Genomic DNA, 18,292 nt, shown 5'->3' with positions numbered 1-18,292 from the left:
CCTGCGTGATAGAATCCATGCGCTGTGCGTAAGGGCTGCACACGAATCCGCACTGCAAAAAGGGGGCCCCATGAGTCTATCCCACGCGGCGTACCCGCGCATCATTGCCGTCACGTTCTTCGTAGCGCTCTCGTTTACGGCCCATGCTGCATTCAATGTGCGCGATCATGGCGCCACAGGCAACGGCGAAACGGACGACACCGCCGCGATACAGGCAACCATCGACGCCCTGTCCAATCGCGGCGGGACGGTTTACTTTGAACCGGGCGAGTACCTCACCGGAAGCCTTCATCTCCGCAGCAACATCGCACTCCATCTCGATTCCGGCGCTGTTCTCAAGGGCATACCGGACAGAAACGCGTACGACCCGTACGAAGACCTCGGATTCAAGAACGAGTCCGACGAGGAAACCTCCTATTTCCATCATGCGCTCATCTGGGGTGAGGACATCGAGAACGTCGCGATCTACGGCGGCGGCACAATCGACGCGAACTTTACGAAGCGGCATGGCCCAAAACCGATCGCGCTCAAGCGTTGCAGGTTTGTGCGCATCGGGGGCATCCGCATTTTGAATGCGCCGAACTATTGCATCAGCCTGTTGGGCACCGACTACGTCGAGATCGATGGCGTCACGATCCTCAACGCCTTTTGCGACGGCATCGATCCCGATTCGTGCAAGAACGTGCGCATCTCGAACTGCCACATCGAATCCTGGGACGACGCAATTGTGCCGAAAGCGAGCTTCACGCTTGGCGAGCGCCGCGCAACGGAGAACCTGACGGTAACGAACTGCTACCTTGCGACCGCGTGCAATGCGTTCAAACTTGGTACGGAGTCCGCGGGGGATTTCAAGCGCATAGCCGTCAGCAATTGCGTAATGGATGGGCTGAAAGGAAAACGCGACGCGGTCAGCGGCATTGCCATCGAGTCGGTGGACGGATCGAACATCGACGGCGTTGTCGTGTCGAACATTACAATGGTGAACGTCTGCTCGCCGATCTTCATCCGTCTTGGGAATCGCGGACGCGATATGGAACCGGATGTCCCGGGCACCCTGCGCAACGTATCGATCGACAACGTCGTCGCGACGAACGCGTCGCTCGTATGTTCGATCACCGGCATTCCGGACCGCAACGTCGAAAAAGTTTCGATATCGAACGTGCGGCTGTCGTTCGTCGGCGGCGCACCGTATCGGCCGGTGGAAGAAGCGGTGCCGGAGGTCATTCAGGGCTATCCCAGCGCCGATAACTTCGGCGCGATGCCGGGCTACGCCTTCTACTGTCAGCATGTGCGCGGGCTAACGTTCTCAAATGTCGACGTAAGCTGGGAAGACGGTTTTTGGCGTGCCATGCCGACGGATAAGGATGATTGGGACCTGCCGCTGCGCGGCGTGCCGAAGCAGACGACGCCAAACCCGGAAATCGGAAACGCGCTTGTGATCGACGACGTCCATAACCTTAACATCGCCAATCTGCGTGCGCGGCCGTCCGCCCAAAAACATGCCGTGCTGCGGCTGAACAATGTTCAGAATGCCCTGATCGAATCGTGCGTAGCGCAGGAGTCCACCGATGTTTTTCTCGACGTCCGCGGTGAATTAAGCCGCGACATCGTCTTCTCGGGAAATTCCATGCTGCGTGCGCGCAACAGCGTGTCGACCGGCCCGCTGCCCGCCGATGTGGTGAAGCAAATCGCAAACACCGATCCTGGGCCCTAGGTTGCCGCCCGTGTCGAACGCGAAACCCCACCTCGAACGGACCATCGGTCTCGCGGGCGCGGTCGCTCTCGTCATCGGCGGCGTGATTGGCGCGGGCATCTACGCGTTGATCGGATCGATTGGCGCGAAAGCCGGCAGCGCAACGTGGCTCGCCTTCGTTATCGCGATGTTCGTTTCCGTGGTAGGCGCAATTCCCGTGATCCAGGTGGCAAGCGCGATGCCGCGCGCCGGCGCGGGCTACCTGTTTGCGAGCCGCCTGCTCTTTCCCATGGCGGGCACGGTCACGTCCGGGATCATACTCGTCGCGGGCGCGAGTTCGACTGCGCTCACCATGATCGCGTTGACTACCTATTTGCCCCCTGCTCTCACATTCGGCGCGCCGCCACATTGGATCGCCGTCGGCATGCTCGTAGCCTTCTACCTGATCATGCTGCTCGGCCTGCGCATGGCCATTGGCCTGCAAGTGATCATGGTCGCGCACATGCTCGTCGCGCTGGGCATCTATTGCGTCGCGGGGTTTGCCACGACGCCGCTCGAGTTCTCCTTCACGCCGCGGCTCGGCGGCGGCGAGTTCTTCATCGCAGTTGTTCTCTGCTACAACGCGTGCATGGGGTTTCAGGTACTTGCGGAAATGGGCGAAGAAATTCGCCACGCGAAACGCACCATCCCGCTCGCACTGATCATCGGCGGCGCGATCGTGTCGATCATCTACATCGTCATCGGAACGGTCCTCGTCAACTCACTGCCCTACACGCCCGAGGCCTACGATCCCGGAAACGCGCCGCTCAACGCAAGCGCGCTCCTGTTCCTTCCCGCACCCGTCGTTACCTTCGTTGGTCTTGGCGCGTTGACCGCGGGCCTGACCTCGTTGAATGCCGCCGCCGTCGCCCTGCCGCGCGAACTCTTCGCGCAGTCGCGCGACGGCATGCTGCCAGAGGCCCTCAGCCGCGTCGCGCCGCACACCCACTCGCCCCTCCGCGCGATTACCGCATTCTTCGCGCTGGTCGTAGCGCTCGTGTTGCCCAATCTCGAGCAGGATTTCTACGGGCTTATGGCCGCGATCGGGATTCAGATTGTTACCGCCATGATCTGTCTCGGTTCGCTGCGGCTTTACGTCAAGTATCCCGAACTGTATCGTAGCGCGTACATCGTATTTCCCGTATGGATGCTGTGGGCCTGCACCATCGTAACCGTCGTCGTGACGGCCGGCTTCGTCGTCATGATGGCGGGTGAAATGCCGATCGTGATTGTGTGCTACGCAGTCTTGGCCGTGTGCCTCGCCGTGTACCACGCCGCGCGCGTGGCGTATGCGCGGCGTGCGGGCATTCCGTATGATGAACGCGTGCGCCGAATCCCCGGTGATGACGAAATAGAAAACGATCGCGCGCCGCTGCTCGAAGAGCAAGAGTCCGAGGCGCAGTAGGAGGACACCGCCGTGCTCGCATTTGTGACCATTTGCCTAATGTCCGCGTCCGATCTGCCCGTGATGTTCTTGTCGCCCAGCGACATTTCGGATGCAAACAGCGTGCGCATTGCGCCGCAATTGCCGGAGCCGGGCCTCACGCTCTTGTTCAACAATCACCAGCCTGACCTGTGGTACGCGCCGGTCGCCTCGATTCCCGAAGGCGAGATCGTGCGCATCTGGTACCAGCGCGTGTGCAAAAGCGAAAAGGAGTACTCGGACCAGCGCACGCTGTGCATGGGCGAACTGCGCAGCGACAAATGGTCCTTGCCGGAACTGGACCCGGCGCCGCCCGCGTGGGGCGGGCCCAACAACGTCGTCATGCGGCGGTCGCCGCACAAACCCACCTGGGGCGGGTTCAACGTATTCCAAATCGTGCGCGCGGGCGAGTTCTACCGCATGCTGTATTGGGACCAGCCCGAACTGCCCGCGGAAGCCGGCGCGATGGTCGCGGAATCGAAGGACGGAATTCGATGGGAAAAGCGCGAGGGCACGGTATTCACCGAACACAACGACGCGTACTCGCTCGTCGCCAAGGACAGCGAGTACATTGTCTACCAAACCGCGCTCGAGCCGTGGCCGGACAAGCCGTATCCCGACAACCTCGACAAGTTCAAGCGCGTGCTCTGCGTCCGCACATCGCCGGACCTGATGACCTGGTCGCCGCAAGAGATATTCTTGCGGCCCGACAAAGACGACGCGCCGGAAACCGAGTTCTACCTGCTCAAGGTATTTCCGTATGGCGACGGGTACGCCGGCCTGATCATGAAGTACTACGGCGACCCAAAATTGCCCAACAAGCACAGCGGCATTCTCAAGTACGAACTTATCGTCAGCGACGATGCGCGCACCTGGCAACGGCCGTATCGCGGCGTTGATCTCGGGTTCTGGAGCTACGCCGATCCGTTCGAGAGCAATGGAAAGATGCACTTCGTGATCTGGAAAGACGGGGGTATGAATACCGTCGCGTATCGCAGGAACGGATTGACCGCCGTCGTCGCGGCGGACGCCGGTTCGTTCACGACCCGCGCATTCACCATGCCCGCAAACGGCATCACGCTCAACGCCGACGCGAGCGACGGCTGGATCGAAGCCCAACTCCTCGACGAGTCCGGCAAACCGCTCGATTCCGTACGCGCCCGCGTGGGCCAAACGGATAAGGAAAACATCCCCCTCAATCTCAGCGAGGAGACCATAAAGAAGTTCGCGGGCCACGCGTGCAAACTGCGCATTAGCCTGCAAAACGCGAGGCTATACTCGATTGGCGCCTAGTGGTGGCAAGGCGCTGAAAACGTAAGCTGTCTACAGGAGATTAATTGCATGCTTCGTTCCTGCGCATCGATGCTGGTAGTCGTGTTTGCCGCATCCTCCGACCCCATTAACCCCGCGTTGGGTCCGGGCGACGACGCATTCATGTCCCGCCAGTCGGAAGCGTTTCTGTCGGAGATCGCCAAGACGCTGGACACCGTGCCGCCCGCCGTCCCGGAGCCGCGCGAACGCACGCTCGCTCTACGCCTGTTGGACGCCGTACTGCACGACACACATTCCCCCAACCAGCCCTCCGTGCAGGCCTTCTACCACGCGCGGATGGAACGCGCGATACAACAGATGGAAAAATCGCGCACCACCGAGGGAATGCAGATTTGGAAGGCATACAACCACGGGTTTGTCGTCCGCACTTCATCAATCACGGTTGGCTTCGATCTCTTTCGCGGGCCCGCTCGGTTCCGGTGGGACGGACCGGAAGGCCGCAAGGGAGTCGACGCCCCCGGCTTTCCAATCCCCGATGCGTGGGCCGATCGCCTCGCCGCGCAGTGCGACGTACTGTTCATCAGCCACGAACACCGCGACCATGCGGACCCCTATGTCGCGGAAGCGTTTCTCAAGCTCGGCAAGCCCGTCGTAGCGCCCGTGTCGGTGTTTGCAGACACGCCGCTGCAAGGGCGCATAACGCACATGAAACGCGAAGCCCACACGGTTCAGGAGCTACCCATCCAAAACGGGAAGGTCCAACTGCAGGTCGTCGTCTACCCCGGCTTTCAGTACCAGGACGGCGGACCCGAGAACAACGTAACGCTCGTGATTTCTCCCGAGGGGTATTCGTTCGCGCACAACGGCGATCAGATCAACGACCCATACCCGCAGTATCAGGAAGACTTCAAATGGATCGACGCCGTCAAGGACCATCATCGCGTCGACCTGTTGATGACGAACAACTGGACGAACGACGTCCTGCGCATGGCGCGCGGATTCAACCCGCAACTCGTCATCCCCGGCCACGAGAACGAACTCGGCCACCAGGCGAACGACCGTGTCCCGTACTGGGGCGACGAAACCTTCCTGAAGTTGAATTTCACCGAGATGAAGGCCCAGTTCCCGGCGGTTGTAATGACGTGGGGAGAGACGTATCGATTCGTGCCGAATCGATGAACCGCGCATACGCCCCGCCCGCCGCCTTGCTGTTATCGGCGCAGTCTGGTTAAATACGCGCTTGGGCTTTGGCGCGTTTGCGCACCGACGGAGTAGCGGACGGGGCATCCGGCCCCGTCACCAACCCCACACTGCACGCCATTTCGCGTACGCACGCGTGAAAACATGCAACGGGAGAACTTGGAATGAAGTTGTTTAAGGGTCCCTTCGTAGAGCTTTTTGTCGCGCTGGTACTTATGCTCGTCTTGGCGCCGGCCGTGTCTGCCGACGCGCCCGCGGCTGTCAAGACCACGCCGCTGGACGAATACGTCGCCAAACCCGATCCCGCGTTTGCCTTCGACGAAACGCCCGCTAAGGTCGTGGAAGAGACGGACTATACCGCGCGCACCTACCATATGGTGTCGCAGGAATGGCTCGACCCCACCAAGGTCGATCGCACGAAATGGGAGCATTGGATCGTCGTCTTCGAGCCGAAGGTCGTGGATCACAAAGAGCACGCACTCGTCTTCATCAACGGCGGTAGCAACCGCGACGGAGAAGCCCCCGGCGGCGACGGCGCGTTATCGCGCGTGGCCGTACTCTCGAAATCAATCGTCGTGGACGTCAAGCAGATTCCCAACCAGCCACTCAAGTTTCCCGACGAGAAGATGGACAAGTACAAAGAGCGCGGCCGCAGCGAAGATGAAATGATCTCGTACGCGTGGGACAAGTTTCTGCTCACAAAGGACCCGCTCTGGCTCCCGCGCCTGCCGATGACAAAGGCCGTCGTCCGCGCGATGGACATGACCCAAAAGCTCCATCCCGACATACAACACTTCTTTGTCTGCGGCGGGTCGAAACGCGGCTGGACGACGTGGACCGTTGCCGCCGTGGACAAGCGCGTCTCCGGCATCGCGCCCGCGGTTATCGACGTATTGAGCGTGACGGAATCGCTCGACAACCACTACAAATCCTACGGCTTCTGGGCGCCGGCCATCGGCGATTACGTCGAGATGGATATCGTTTCGCGCATCCACACGCCGGAATTCGCCGAACTGCGCAAAATCGTCGATCCCTACAGCTACATCGATCGCCTCACGATGCCGAAGTTCATCCTCAACGGCGGTGGCGACCAGTTCTTCCCGCCGGATTCGTGGAAGTTCTACTTCGATGATCTCAAAGGCGAAAAGTACATGCGGTACATCGCAAACACGGACCACGGCCTGAACATCGACGCGTACTTCAATCTCGCGTCGTTCTACACAGCGATCCGCACCAATACGCCGCGTCCATCCTTCGCCTGGAAAAAGAACGACGATGGCTCGCTCGAAGTGACCTGCGAAACAAAGCCCACCAAAGTTACCCTGTGGCAGGCGACCAATCCCGAAGGCCGCGACTTCCGCCTCGAGAAGATCGGAAAGGTGTACACGAGTACGCCGGTTGCCGAATCGTCGCCGGGCATGTACCGCGCGGATGTCAAAGCACCCGAAAAAGGCTGGACCGCATTCTTCCTCGAAATGGAATTCCCAAACCCCAGCTTCCCGCACCCGTTCAAATTCTCCACAGGCGTCAGTATCGTGCCGGATACGTATCCCGCGGCGGCCAAATAGTCCGCGAACAATCAACGCTCGTAATCTCTTGTCGAGTGCGGTGGCAAAGTCCGCTTCGGACAGCGCTACCGCTTTCGCTTTCGGCGGAGCCGAGTTCCCGCGGGACTGGCCACCGCGACATTTGACGCGCCGCTCCCAGTTACGGCAATCACACCAATCATGGCGCCGCCGCAAACGATCTACTCGGCAAACAGGCGCGTAGCTGTCTCTTCGTGCTCGTGCTTCGCCACCAGAGCCCCCCTGTGTTTCACGTGACAAGCCAACTATATCCACCGAGCACTGAACGATGTCATGGCACAAGATTCAATGAACGATGTGGTGGCGCTTGAGAAGTACGAGCACGAAGAATTGAGGCAGTCATTCATCCTGAGAATCGTTGGCAGCCAATTCGTCTTCCTCGACAGCGCGCCCCAACCGATCCCCAAACTCTGCTTCTTTTCCGCGATCGACGGGATGGTAATACGATCCGCGTTCGACGCCGTAGTGCTGGGGGACATAGCCGCCGGGAAAGTCGTGCGGGTACTTGTAGCCTTCGCCGCGGCCGAGGCGTTGCGAGCCGGGATAGTGCGTGTCCTGCAAGTGTTTCGGCACGGCGACGGCCTTGCCTTGCTGCACGTCTTCCATCGCGGCGGCGATGCCCAAGTACGCTGCGTTGCTCTTTGGCGCGCATGCTACGTAGGTCGCGGCCTGCGCGAGGATAATCTGCGCTTCGGGCATGCCGATGAATTCGCAGGCCTGCCACGCGGCGGTCGCGACGACGATCGCCATCGGATCGGCGTTGCCGACATCTTCGGACGCGGCGATGCAGATGCGGCGCGCGACGAAGCGCGGGCTTTCGCCCGCGTGCAGCATGCGCGCCATCCAATAGAGCGCGGAATCGGGATCGGTGCCGCGCATACTCTTGATGAACGCGGACGCGGCGTCGTAATGCTCGTCGCCCGTGCCGTCGTAGTGGATGAGCTTGCGCTGGATCGATTCTTCGGCGCCGGCGCGGGTGATGTGGACTGCGCCGGCTTCCCGCGGCGTCGTGAGAACGGCGATCTCGAGCGCGTTCAGCGCGCGCCGCGCGTCGCCTTCGGCGTAGCGCGCGATGTGGTGTAATGCGTCGTCGTCCGCGTTGACGTCGAGGTCTTTCCAGCCGCGTTCAGGGTGCGACAGGGAGCGCCGCAACAATGCGATGACGTGGTCCTCGGTGAGCGGGTGCAGTTCGAATATCTGCGAACGCGACAGCAGCGGCGCAACGACGGAGAAGAACGGGTTTTCCGTTGTGGCGCCGATCAAAACGATGTTGCCGTTTTCGACGTCGGGCAGCAGCGCGTCCTGTTGGGCGCGGTTGAAGCGGTGGATTTCGTCGACGAAGACAATGGTCTTCTTCCCGTCGTGGAGGCGCCGCGCTTTGGCAGTGTCGATGAGCGCGCGCAGTTCCTTTACGCCCGAGGTGACCGCGTTCAGATTGTCGAATGCGGACTGCGTGCGCATGGCAATGACGCGCGCGAGCGCGGTTTTCCCGCAACCCGGGGGGCCGTAGAGAATTAGCGAGGTGATGCGGTCCGCTTCGATTGCGCGGCGCAGGATTTTGCCGGGCCCGAGGATGTGTTCCTGGCCGATGATGTCATCGATTGAGCGCGGGGCGACGCGGCGGGCGAGGGGCGCTTCCTTCTTGATGCGATCGGCGGCGGCGTGTGTGAAGAGGTCTTCGGGCATAGGGACATCGTACAAGAAAACGCTGTGTTCGGGCGCAACCGGTGTTCAAGGGTTTGCGTTTCCGATAGGTCCGGTTTTCGAGCCGCAAAAGGAGGGAGCGGCGGGCCTTGGGAACCCGCCGCTCAGTGCGGGGAGTGCCTGGATACCGTGTTATCCGTGTTCTTGGCGCAAGAGGGTCACGGTATAGCGTACTAACCTGAAACCATTGGGCTGCGGTCGTTGGCCTCAGACGCTACATAGAGCGTGTGGATCCTTAGTGGTCTGGGCTGCGGAACGACCTCCACGGTGCAATGGGGTCGTTGACCAGATCCACACCAAGTGGTTCCAAGCACTGGAGGCATGTTACCACAACATATAGGGGTTGTCAACACCTTTCTTCGGGTTGTCAACAAGAATTTTTTGGGGTGATTTTCACCATAAACTGTAGGCTATTCTATGAGTTGTAGCATGTATTGTGGCTAGTGTAATTGCTCCGTCGAGTAGTATGTTTACAGCTCGCCGTCATCGACGATCTAGATATAGTGGTCTGTATGAAATGCATGCTGCGGATAAATGCGAAAAGCGCCTATTCTTGCGGGTATTTCGTGCGTGTGTTAGGATTTGGATGTGCGGAAGAACGTCTAATTTGGGGCGCGGGAGAATGATCGCATGCCGTTGTTTGGGTTCGTTTGCGAGGATTGCCAGCAGGAGCACGAGCTGTTGGTTCGGGCTGACGCGAAGCCGCTATGTCCGGACTGTGGGTCGAACCGGATGGCAAAGCAACTGAGCGCGTTTGCGGCGGTGACGTCGCGCGCGGCGGAGCCGGCAATGCCATGCGGGGCGCCGTCGTGCTGCCGGATGCCGGGCGGCTGTGGGATGAACTGAGGGCCCACTCGATGGCGGACAGGTCCGACAAATCCGGCGCTGGGGACGAGCCGAAGGAGGTGAAGACCCTCGGCATGCACGTGCGCAAGGGGTGGCAGACCATCGCGGAGTACCGGCCCACCAGCTTCTACCTGTTGCTTGCGATCATCGTTGTCCTGCTGTTGGGGTTGCAGATAGCCGAGTATCGGGAGAACCCTAAGCAGTCGGTCTTCGTGCTCATCTGCCTGTTTATCTTCTTTTTCGCGGTGATGGTGTTTGCGATTCTGGAGGCGGGCCAAATCATCCGCCGGCACTTGCGCGACAAGCGCGAGCTGTGGCAGTCCACCCTTGGCGAGGAAGAGTTCCTCACCGAACTCGGCAAACGTGTCCGCCAACACCGTGATTCCTAGCCAGTCATTTCCGAGAGGACCTTCTTCTTTGCGGAGAGAAAAAGGTTCTCTCGCGCTCTCTCCAAAAAGAAACGGGCTGTGAAGCGTATTCTCGCGCTGGCGCCGAACTGGGTGGGCGACGTGGCGATGTGCACGCCGGCGTTGCGCGCAATTGCGCGGCGGTATCCCGAGGCGGAATTGACCGTGGCGGGTCGGCAGACTGCGTGCGATTTGCTCGACGGATTGCCGTACATTGCGCGGCGCGTTGCGGTGGTGTCGAGGCCGACCTTAATCCAGATATTGAACGCTGCGCGAGAATTGCGGCCGTTCGCGCGCGATGCCGCGATCGTTTTTCCGCACTCGGCGCGCGCGGCAATTCTCGCGTGGATGACGGGCGCGCGGCGGCGCGTCGGATACAAGCGCGGGAACCGTTCGTGGTTGTTGACGGATCGCGTCGAGCCGCATCGCGTGAACGGCGTCATCGAACCGATTTACATGGCGTCGGAGTATCTCCATCTGCTGGCGCCATTGGATTGCGCGGACGACGGGAAGGGACTCGAGCTGCGCGCGAGCGAGGAGGCGCTGGCGCAGGTGCGTCCGCATCTCGAAGGCGGGGGGCCGCTGGTGGGCATTGCGCCGGGCGCGGCGTTTGGTCCGAGCAAGCTGTGGCCGGCGGACCGGTATGCAGCAGTTGCAGATGAACTGAAGGAGAAATCGGGCGCGCGGTGCGTGTTGTTAACTGGGCCCGGCGAGGAAGAGACGCGCAATGCGGTTATTCGCAATGCGAAGTATCCGCTGATTCGGTACGACGAAGGCACACAGACGATCGTGAAACTGAAGGCGGCGATTTCACAGCTCGATCTGTTGATCGGAAACGACTCGGGCACACGCCACATCGCGGTGGCGTTCGGCGTGCCGGTGGTGTGCATCATGGGGCCAACGTCGCCGAAGTATTCGTGCGGGCCGTATGAGAAGGGGAAAGTGCTGCGCGTGGATGTCGATTGCGGACCGTGCCAGAAGCCGGTTTGTTCGACGGATCACCGGTGCATGACGTGGATTACGGTGGAGCGGGTGGTGAGTTCGGCGTTGAAGTATCTGTAGACGTAGCGTTTTACGCCCAACGTTTGAGTGGGTGGGTGCGGTCCTCTACGGGAATTTCCACGCGCTTACCTTGGACGCAGGAGTCGAAGACGGCCTGGATGAGTTCGAGGGCGTCGCGGCCGGAGTTGAGATTGATGACCGGTTGCTTGTCCTTTTCGATCGAGTCGATGAGATCGTTGACGATAATCGAGTAGCGCTGCAGGTGATCGCCTTGGTCGGGGGATTGGGGCGCGTTGGGCAGGGGTTCCCACTTTTTGTCGCTGCCGCCAGGTGACCAGGAGCTGTCTTTCAACACGAAGATTTCGGGGCCGATGTTCTGGCGGATGGACATGACGCCTTGCGTGCCGTAGACGTCGATGCCCCAGCGTCCGCCGTTACCGTCTTTGCTTTTCATACTCGAGAAGAATGCGGGGACGCCGTTGCCGAGACCGAAGGCCGCGGTGATACGATTGCCGACGATGGGGCCGAGGGGTTCGGTCGCTTCGGTGACGTTTTCCTTCGTGGCGGGTTTGCCGTTGAACGTGATGTCCGAATAGCACCACTGCGGTTTGCCGAAGAGGAAGTTGATCATGTCGAAGAGGTGGACACCCAGCACGATCAGGTCTTCGCCGCCGGCGCGGTCATCTTCCTTTCCACGGCTGCGGACTTCGAGGATCGAACCGACAATTCTGTCTTCCACGAGCAGTTTGCGCGCGTGTTGTACGAGGGGCGTCGAGCGGAAATTGAAGCCGATGGTCCACTTCAGTTTCTTTGCGTCGATTGCCGCGATAATCTCGTCGGCTTCGGCGAGATCGACGCAGAGCGGTTTTTCGATGAAGCCGTGCGCGCCGATTTCCGCGCACGCGAGCAGGTACTCCTTGTGGCGGGGCGTCGTGCGCGGGCATACGGCGACAAGGTCCGGTTTTTCCTTCGCGAGCATTTCCTTGTAGTCGGCGTACTGCGTCTTCGCGCCGCAGTCGGCGGCGCGCTGGGCGCGGCCCGCTTCATCAGGATCGGCGAGACCGACGACTTCAACGTCCGGGCGTGTCTTGAAGATGAGGTGGACGTCGTGTCCGTAGCCGCCGTCCTTCGTGTCACCGATGACGCATGCGCGGTATTTCTTGCCTTGGGCGATTGCGCCGCCCGATGCGGACGCGATCGATGCCGCCGCCGTTGCCGCCAAGAAGGTCCGTCGATCGATGGACATGGTTGCTCTCCCACTGGCTATAGTTTCAGTGCCCAGATTCCCGCGATTGTACCGTTTGCGCCGCGCCCCGCACGATATCGCACTTGCCACGCTGCACACAATGGCGCGTGCTGGAGCGCCGGCGCGTTGTTTGTGGTGCGTGGGCAAACAAAGAAGAAAGGCGGAGTTGCCGCTCCGCACTCCAAGGTGCTTCGCGCGAATGCGGGGACTATTAGCGAGGTGCTTCACGCGAACGGGCTGTAAACCCTGCGGGGCGGCGAAGCATCGTAGAATGTGGCGGGAGGGACGAGTTTCAATGTCGGTAGAAGCGAGTACAGAGCACGAGCGACAGCCTGCGTGGTGGCGGACAGACTACGCGATCATCGGATATTTCGCGTTGTTCAAGGTGGTCTTGAACGGCGCGTTTATTACGCGGTACGGATTTCAGCGGGACGAGCTGTACTTCATCGCGTGCGGGCGTCACCTGAGTTTCGGGTATGTGGATCACACGCCGATGGTGCCGTGGATGGCGCGGCTGACGCAGACGCTGTTCGGGGAATCGCTGCTGGCGTTGCGAATCCCGTCGCTCGTGGCGGGAGCGTTGAGTGTGATACTCGCGGGCCTGCTGGTGCGGGAGATGGGCGGTCGGCGGTGGGCGCAGGCGTTCGTGTGCGCGGTGATGGTGGCGACGCCGGCGTATCTGCGGGCGCACAGCATTCTGCACATTCCGACGTTCGAGATGGTGTATTGGACGGCGTGTTTCCTGGTGCTGGCGCGCATCGTGAACGGCGGCAACGAAAAGCTATGGCTGGTGTTTGGCGCGATTGCGGGCGTGGGATTGCTGAACAAGCCGACAGTGCTTTTTCTCGGAACGGGCGTGGCGGTCGCGATTGTGCTCACGCCGCTGCGCAAACACCTCTTGCGTCCGTGGGTGTACTTGGGCGGGGCAATCGCGTTGCTAATCTTCCTGCCGAACCTGATCTGGCAGTACAACCACGATTGGGCAACGTACCGGTTCGTGAAGCAGCTCAACGAGCACACGATGCAGCGAATCTCGTTTCTCGATTTCATGTTGGGGCAGGTGCTTTATATGGGACCGCTCAACGCGTTCGTGTGGGCGCCGGGGCTTGTGTTTCTGTTGTTCACGAAGCGCGGTGGAACGTATCGCGCGCTGGGGCTCATCTGCGCGACGGTGTACACGATCATGGTGATATCGAAAGCGAAGGTGTACTACCTCGCGCCGGTGTATCCCGCGTTGTTCGCGGGCGGCGCGCTCGCGTGGCAGGCGTTTGTCGCGGACAGCCGGTGGCTGAAGCGCGCGGCGTTCGCGTTGCCGGTTGCGGGTCTCATCTGGACGGCGCCGTTGGGATTGCCAATGCTCGATATCGAGACTGCGCCCAAAGCAATCCGAACCATGACGGGCGGCTTGGTTGACGAGAACACGGCGCACGAAATTACCGGCGATTGGCGGGATCAGCACGGTTGGGAAAACCTGGTTGCTGAGGTTGCGAAGGTGTACGAGTCGCTCAGTGCCGAGGAACAGAAGAACTGCATCATCATCACGCGGAATTACGGGCAGGCGGGCGCGATCGATTTCTTCGGGAAGCAGTACGGGTTGCCGGATGCGTTGTGCACGTTTATGACGTATTACTATTGGGGTCCGGGGGAGCGCACGGGCGAGGTTGGCATCACGGTTGGACTCACGCGCGAGAACGTTGCGTTGTATGAAGAAGTGGAGTTGGCGGCGACGGTTACCGGCGAGCACGTGAATCGGTTCGAGAATAATGTGCCAATCCAGATCTGCCGTAAGCCGACGAAGACGGTCCAGGAGGCGTGGAAGACGATCACGCCGCAGGGGTTCTGAGTTGCGGTGCGCTTTCAGCGCGCGTTCGGCAGCGTGTTCGACTTGGTCGACGTGCGAGCACGCGTGCAGTTTGCGTGGGGGCGGGAGGCCAAAGCGGAGCTTTTCAAGAGCGCGTTACCAACTGGAAAGTTTGTAGCGAGAATGGTACTGGGAACGAGGAATCGATGAACGCGACGGCCTATTCAGACCACGCGGGGCTTGAGACGACGCAACGGTAGTTCGAGTCGTTGTAGTGGGGATTGCGCGCGGGTTTGTAGAGTTTGCCGGATTTTGGGTTGTCGCTTTGGGTGTAAACCCAGAGTTCAGTTGGGTCCCACACGACCACTTCGTCGCGGCAGTCGCCGGTTACATCGATGACGTTGTAGGCCATGTCGGGGTGGCCGTCGGCGGGCAAGCGCACGGCGCGTCGTCCCCAGCCATCGACCATTCCGCCTTCGTCGGCGTTGACGGAGAGCACGACAAACTCGGGCGGCGCACCGGTCCAATTGATTGGCATGCAGAGGCTGCCGTGTTGGAACGGTTCGAAATCGAGGTAGGGATCGCCTTCGGCGTTGTAGAAATGAACGATGCCCTGGTTGCTCCAGTAGTTGATCGAGACGGTTTCGAGTCCCAGGAGGTCGGGGCGGAACTCCGCGATGCCGGGGTTCTGCACGTGGCCGAGGCGGTGATGCCTCAATACGTTGCCTTGCATGTCCGCGACGATTGTGCCTTCGTCGCTGCCGACCCACAACGCGCGCCAGGGGCCGTTGTCTGTAAATCGTGCCATTGCGATGCCGTCGGCGTGATCTTTCAGGCCGCTTTCGATCGACCATAGCTTTGTGCCGTCGTTGTCGACGAGCGTGTAGCCGATCAGGACTTCGTCCTTTCCGTCATTGTCGACGTCGGCGGCGTAGGGATAGTGGCCGGTCATGCATTGGCCGCGCCACATGATGTTCAGATCGTTGTCGTAGGCCCAATAGTTCATGTACCGGTCCTTGAGGATCATGTCGGCGTCGCGTCCGGCGCCACGAAGATCACAGAAGTAGATCGAGTCGCCGAGAATCTGTTTGAAGGCGTTGTGCGGGGGCTTCGCATTGGGCGGCGTGTTGGGCGTGGGGACGCGTTTCTTCACGTCGCCGGTCGCGCCATCCAGGACGACGATCTCGAAGTTTGCGCAGTAAATGACTTCGTTCTTGCCGTCGCCGTCCCAGTCGTGAATCTGAAACGCGACGTCGTTCGTGAGATGGTTGCGCCACGTGTCCGGTTTGCCAACCTGCCAGAGCTTCTCACCGTCGAAGGTGTACGCGGTGATGCAACTGATCTCGCTGTTGGTGTCTTTGGGCCCGTGGTGAATGACTTGCCCGGCGGCGAAGTCGATTTGCCCGTCGCCATCGAGATCGCCGAAGCGCAGGTTGCGGCCGACGCCGGTGTCGCGCAGCGCGACTTTCTTCCACAGGACGGTCTCTGGGTTTGCGTCCTGCAGCGCGCTCTCTTCCGCCGCGCGTTTTGCGTTCAGCGCGTGGATACGGTCTTTTTCCTCGGCGCTCATTATGACGAGGGTGCTAAGAAATGTGACCGGCACATCAGACAGCAGCCCCACGCGCCCCCGGTCATATGTTGAATCTTCCGCATTCAGGGAGACAGCGTCGCCCAATTTCGCGTGTAGCTTCGGGCCGTCGACGACGACAAGCGCTCGAATCGTCTTGCCCGGTTCGGGCGTGAAAGGGGCTTGCGCCAACACGACCTCATCGGGATCGCGAAACGCTTTTTCGTGGCGCACGCGAACGAGCAAGGCATTCCGGTCTTGTATGCCAAAGAAATAGTAGCAGCGGTCGTTCTGGTAGCGGACGGCGACGCCGCAACGGCCGGTACTTTCAGGAACGATAAACTCGACCGCAAACGCGTAGTGGGTCCACAGTGGGTCGCCCGCGACGACCATTGGGTGCGTGTGTTTCATCTTGTTCGGCGTCATCATCGCGAGCGCGGGTTTGCCGTCAACGCGAATGGCGCGCCACGCGAGTTGCGACTCGGAGTCGGAGCGGAAGGTGGAAACGGCCCAAGGTCCGCGCGGGGTGGTTTCGGGGAGGTAGTGGTACTCCGCGCGGGCGCCGACGACGCCGAGCAGCGGACCCGCGGGATACGAATTGAAGCTGTTCTGGAGAAAGACGGCTTCCTCGGAGAAAGAGGCTACGGCGGCGAACAGTATCGACACAATTTGCACGTTATGGCGCACGGTATCCTCCGCTTCGATGGTGTGCATGCGTGCTCGCGGGAAGTGTAGCGGGTTCGTTTACGGCAAGGAAAATGGGGCATGCTACTTTTAGGCAGGGCTTGATCTAGGATTAGGGCAATTCCGGAGGGGGCGCGCACATGCTCTTCGAACGGTTTGTATTGTCGGCGCCGGTGGGCATGGCTGTGATCGCGGCATTCGTTGGAGCGGCGCTGCTAACGATGGGGCGGGGGTACCGGCGGTTGGGTGCGGCGTTGGCCATTGTGTTTGGCGCGAGCGTCGTGTTCAGCATCGTGGGATGGTTCGGCGGCGCAGCCGTTGGGCTGGCGATCACGTCGCCGGGCGAAGGCGCGGGCGTCGCGGTGATGCTGTTTGCGTTCCTCGTTGCTGGACTGTGCGGCGCGGGTGCGCTGTTTGGTGGCATTGGTTGGATTGTCTGGAAACGGGAGCGGTATCTCGCCCGTGGGAAACGATCGCGCGCGCTTGTGGCTTTTGCGATTGCGATGTTCGCCGGCGGGGCGGCCCTGGCCGGGATGCAGCTTGTTCGCGTGACGCCGGGGCTGATGTCCGACCGTATGCTCTCGGGTCAGGCATCAGGACCAAATGGTTCGCTGCGGGCGGAGGCGCGCGAGGAATTATTGTCGCGCGGACAGGAAGCGGTGCCTGAAGTTATCGCGGCGCTGCGGTCCGCCGACAAGTCGGATGTGCATATTTTCGAGTCGGGGATCAATGGTGGAATCTTGTATCACCTCGAAATGCTTGGCTTGTTGGGCGGTCCGCAGGCGATTGCGGAGTTGCGCACGTGGTTCATCAGCGATTACGCGCCGGACATTCGGGCGGCGGCGGCGCGCGGGTTGGGCGAGTCGGGTGACTCCGAAAGCGCGCACGCGATTGCCGTGTTGTTGGAGGAGAGGTCGTACGAGTGGCGCAAGAGCCATTTTCAGTTGTTGCGCGCGCTCGCGCTGCTAAAGGCGAAGGACGAATTGCCGCATATCAAAAGCGCGTTGCAGTTTACGCCGGACGAGGAGGGTACGTCGTTTCAGATCGGGTTGCTGGGCGAAGGGATCGCGGCATTGGTCGAGTTCGACACGCCCGAGGCGTGGGAGGCTGTTTCCGAAGTCGCCAACAGCGGGAGCGGCGCGCGCAGGGAGACGGTCGAGCGAATACTGCGCGAGATGGGTAAGGCGTTGCCGGCGGGGAAATGACGCGGAGGACTAAAGGGACCTGAAGGACCTAAACGACCAAGAGGACGAAAAGGACCTAGTGGTCCCCGTCAATCGATTTTGTTGATGTTTGTAGCGCCCGGTCTCCGTGCCGGGCGGTATTCCACGTGACTGGAACCGCAAAATTCAAATGACGTAGAGCACTAGATTTGTGGGGGCGGTCTGACGGGAATTGCGATTGGCTAACGCCGCAGCGCGGGGTACACGCCCACGCTGTAGACGCCCGCAGCGACGGTGCCCAATAGCGCGATGACGAGCAACAACGTCTGGTTCGGGTCCGTTGACGGATCCGGAGCAAAGTGTTGCGGGTAGGCGTCGGGTATGAACGATGGTAATGCGATTTCGCCGGTGGTTGAGCCGGCGTTAACGATGTAGCCGGTGGCAACGAACGTGCGCGCCGATAATTCTGGGGGAAAAGAAAACGCCGGAACAGACACCGCAGTGGACCGCGCCTGCGTGCGCGCGACATCGGGCTGTTGGTATAGGCCGTGCCACCACGCCGTCATTGGAACGGCAAACGCCAGGGCAACGGCGATCAATGCGATTTCGGGCCCGCCGAACTTGCGGCCCATGGGCACTCTGTGCATGGAAGGACTCCC

Annotated in this window: 14 protein-coding genes; 10 read left to right on the top strand and 4 right to left on the bottom strand. The window is 60.8% G+C overall.

Annotated features, from left to right (window positions below; genetic code table 11):
- Positions 1 to 70 precede the first annotated feature (70 nt).
- From HUU46_19120 to HUU46_19100, 5 genes are all read left to right on the top strand, one after another.
- Positions 71 to 1,714, top strand: coding sequence for a right-handed parallel beta-helix repeat-containing protein (locus HUU46_19120; GenBank protein NUM55758.1), 1,644 nt, complete (start codon positions 71 to 73; stop codon positions 1,712 to 1,714).
- A 10-nt stretch (positions 1,715 to 1,724) separates the two neighbouring features.
- Positions 1,725 to 3,137 carry an APC family permease gene (locus HUU46_19115; GenBank protein NUM55757.1) on the top strand — a complete coding sequence of 471 codons (1,413 nt, stop codon included), beginning with the start codon at positions 1,725 to 1,727 and terminating at the stop codon, positions 3,135 to 3,137.
- A 12-nt stretch (positions 3,138 to 3,149) separates the two neighbouring features.
- Positions 3,150 to 4,448, top strand: coding sequence for a hypothetical protein (locus HUU46_19110; protein NUM55756.1), 1,299 nt, complete (start codon positions 3,150 to 3,152; stop codon positions 4,446 to 4,448).
- A 48-nt stretch (positions 4,449 to 4,496) separates the two neighbouring features.
- A complete protein-coding gene (locus tag HUU46_19105; protein NUM55755.1) occupies positions 4,497 to 5,606 on the top strand; it encodes an MBL fold metallo-hydrolase in 1,110 nt (369 codons plus the stop codon).
- 185 nt (positions 5,607 to 5,791) lie between these two features.
- Complete coding sequence (locus HUU46_19100) at positions 5,792 to 7,195, top strand: PhoPQ-activated pathogenicity (protein NUM55754.1); 1,404 nt, start codon at positions 5,792 to 5,794, stop codon at positions 7,193 to 7,195.
- A 357-nt stretch (positions 7,196 to 7,552) separates the two neighbouring features.
- Here HUU46_19100 and HUU46_19095 read toward each other — a convergent pair whose 3' ends face one another.
- Positions 7,553 to 8,899: a replication-associated recombination protein A gene (locus HUU46_19095; protein NUM55753.1), complete on the bottom strand. Its 1,347-nt coding sequence runs from the start codon at positions 8,897 to 8,899 to the stop codon at positions 7,553 to 7,555.
- A 648-nt stretch (positions 8,900 to 9,547) separates the two neighbouring features.
- Between HUU46_19095 and HUU46_19090 the strand changes: the two genes are divergently transcribed.
- From HUU46_19090 to waaF, 3 genes are all read left to right on the top strand, one after another.
- A complete protein-coding gene (locus HUU46_19090; protein NUM55752.1) occupies positions 9,548 to 9,763 on the top strand; it encodes a zinc ribbon domain-containing protein in 216 nt (71 codons plus the stop codon).
- Positions 9,712 to 10,152: a hypothetical protein gene (locus HUU46_19085; GenBank protein ID NUM55751.1), complete on the top strand. Its 441-nt coding sequence runs from the start codon at positions 9,712 to 9,714 to the stop codon at positions 10,150 to 10,152. Before HUU46_19090 ends, HUU46_19085 begins: the two co-directional genes overlap by 52 nt.
- 78 nt (positions 10,153 to 10,230) lie before the next feature.
- On the top strand, positions 10,231 to 11,232 hold the full coding sequence (gene waaF / locus HUU46_19080) for a lipopolysaccharide heptosyltransferase II (protein ID NUM55750.1): 1,002 nt from the start codon (positions 10,231 to 10,233) through the stop codon (positions 11,230 to 11,232).
- A 10-nt stretch (positions 11,233 to 11,242) separates the two neighbouring features.
- Here the strand turns inward: waaF and HUU46_19075 are convergent, their stop codons facing one another.
- Positions 11,243 to 12,418 (bottom strand): Gfo/Idh/MocA family oxidoreductase, encoded by a 1,176-nt coding sequence (locus HUU46_19075; GenBank protein NUM55749.1) that lies wholly within the window; start codon positions 12,416 to 12,418, stop codon positions 11,243 to 11,245.
- A gap of 295 nt (positions 12,419 to 12,713) precedes the next feature.
- Between HUU46_19075 and HUU46_19070 the strand changes: the two genes are divergently transcribed.
- Positions 12,714 to 14,261, top strand: coding sequence for a glycosyltransferase family 39 protein (locus tag HUU46_19070; GenBank protein NUM55748.1), 1,548 nt, complete (start codon positions 12,714 to 12,716; stop codon positions 14,259 to 14,261).
- A 178-nt stretch (positions 14,262 to 14,439) separates the two neighbouring features.
- Here the strand turns inward: HUU46_19070 and HUU46_19065 are convergent, their stop codons facing one another.
- A complete protein-coding gene (locus tag HUU46_19065; protein NUM55747.1) occupies positions 14,440 to 16,500 on the bottom strand; it encodes a hypothetical protein in 2,061 nt (686 codons plus the stop codon).
- A 110-nt stretch (positions 16,501 to 16,610) separates the two neighbouring features.
- Here HUU46_19065 and HUU46_19060 point away from each other — a divergent pair, with 110 nt between their 5' ends.
- Positions 16,611 to 17,675: a HEAT repeat domain-containing protein gene (locus HUU46_19060; GenBank protein NUM55746.1), complete on the top strand. Its 1,065-nt coding sequence runs from the start codon at positions 16,611 to 16,613 to the stop codon at positions 17,673 to 17,675.
- 200 nt (positions 17,676 to 17,875) lie between these two features.
- Here HUU46_19060 and HUU46_19055 read toward each other — a convergent pair whose 3' ends face one another.
- Positions 17,876 to 18,280, bottom strand: coding sequence for a hypothetical protein (locus tag HUU46_19055; GenBank protein ID NUM55745.1), 405 nt, complete (start codon positions 18,278 to 18,280; stop codon positions 17,876 to 17,878).
- Positions 18,281 to 18,292 lie beyond the last annotated feature (12 nt).

Source organism: Candidatus Hydrogenedentota bacterium, assembly GCA_013359265.1.
GTDB lineage: Bacteria > Hydrogenedentota > Hydrogenedentia > Hydrogenedentales > SLHB01 > JABWCD01.
This window is presented reverse-complemented; position numbering and strand designations above follow the sequence as displayed.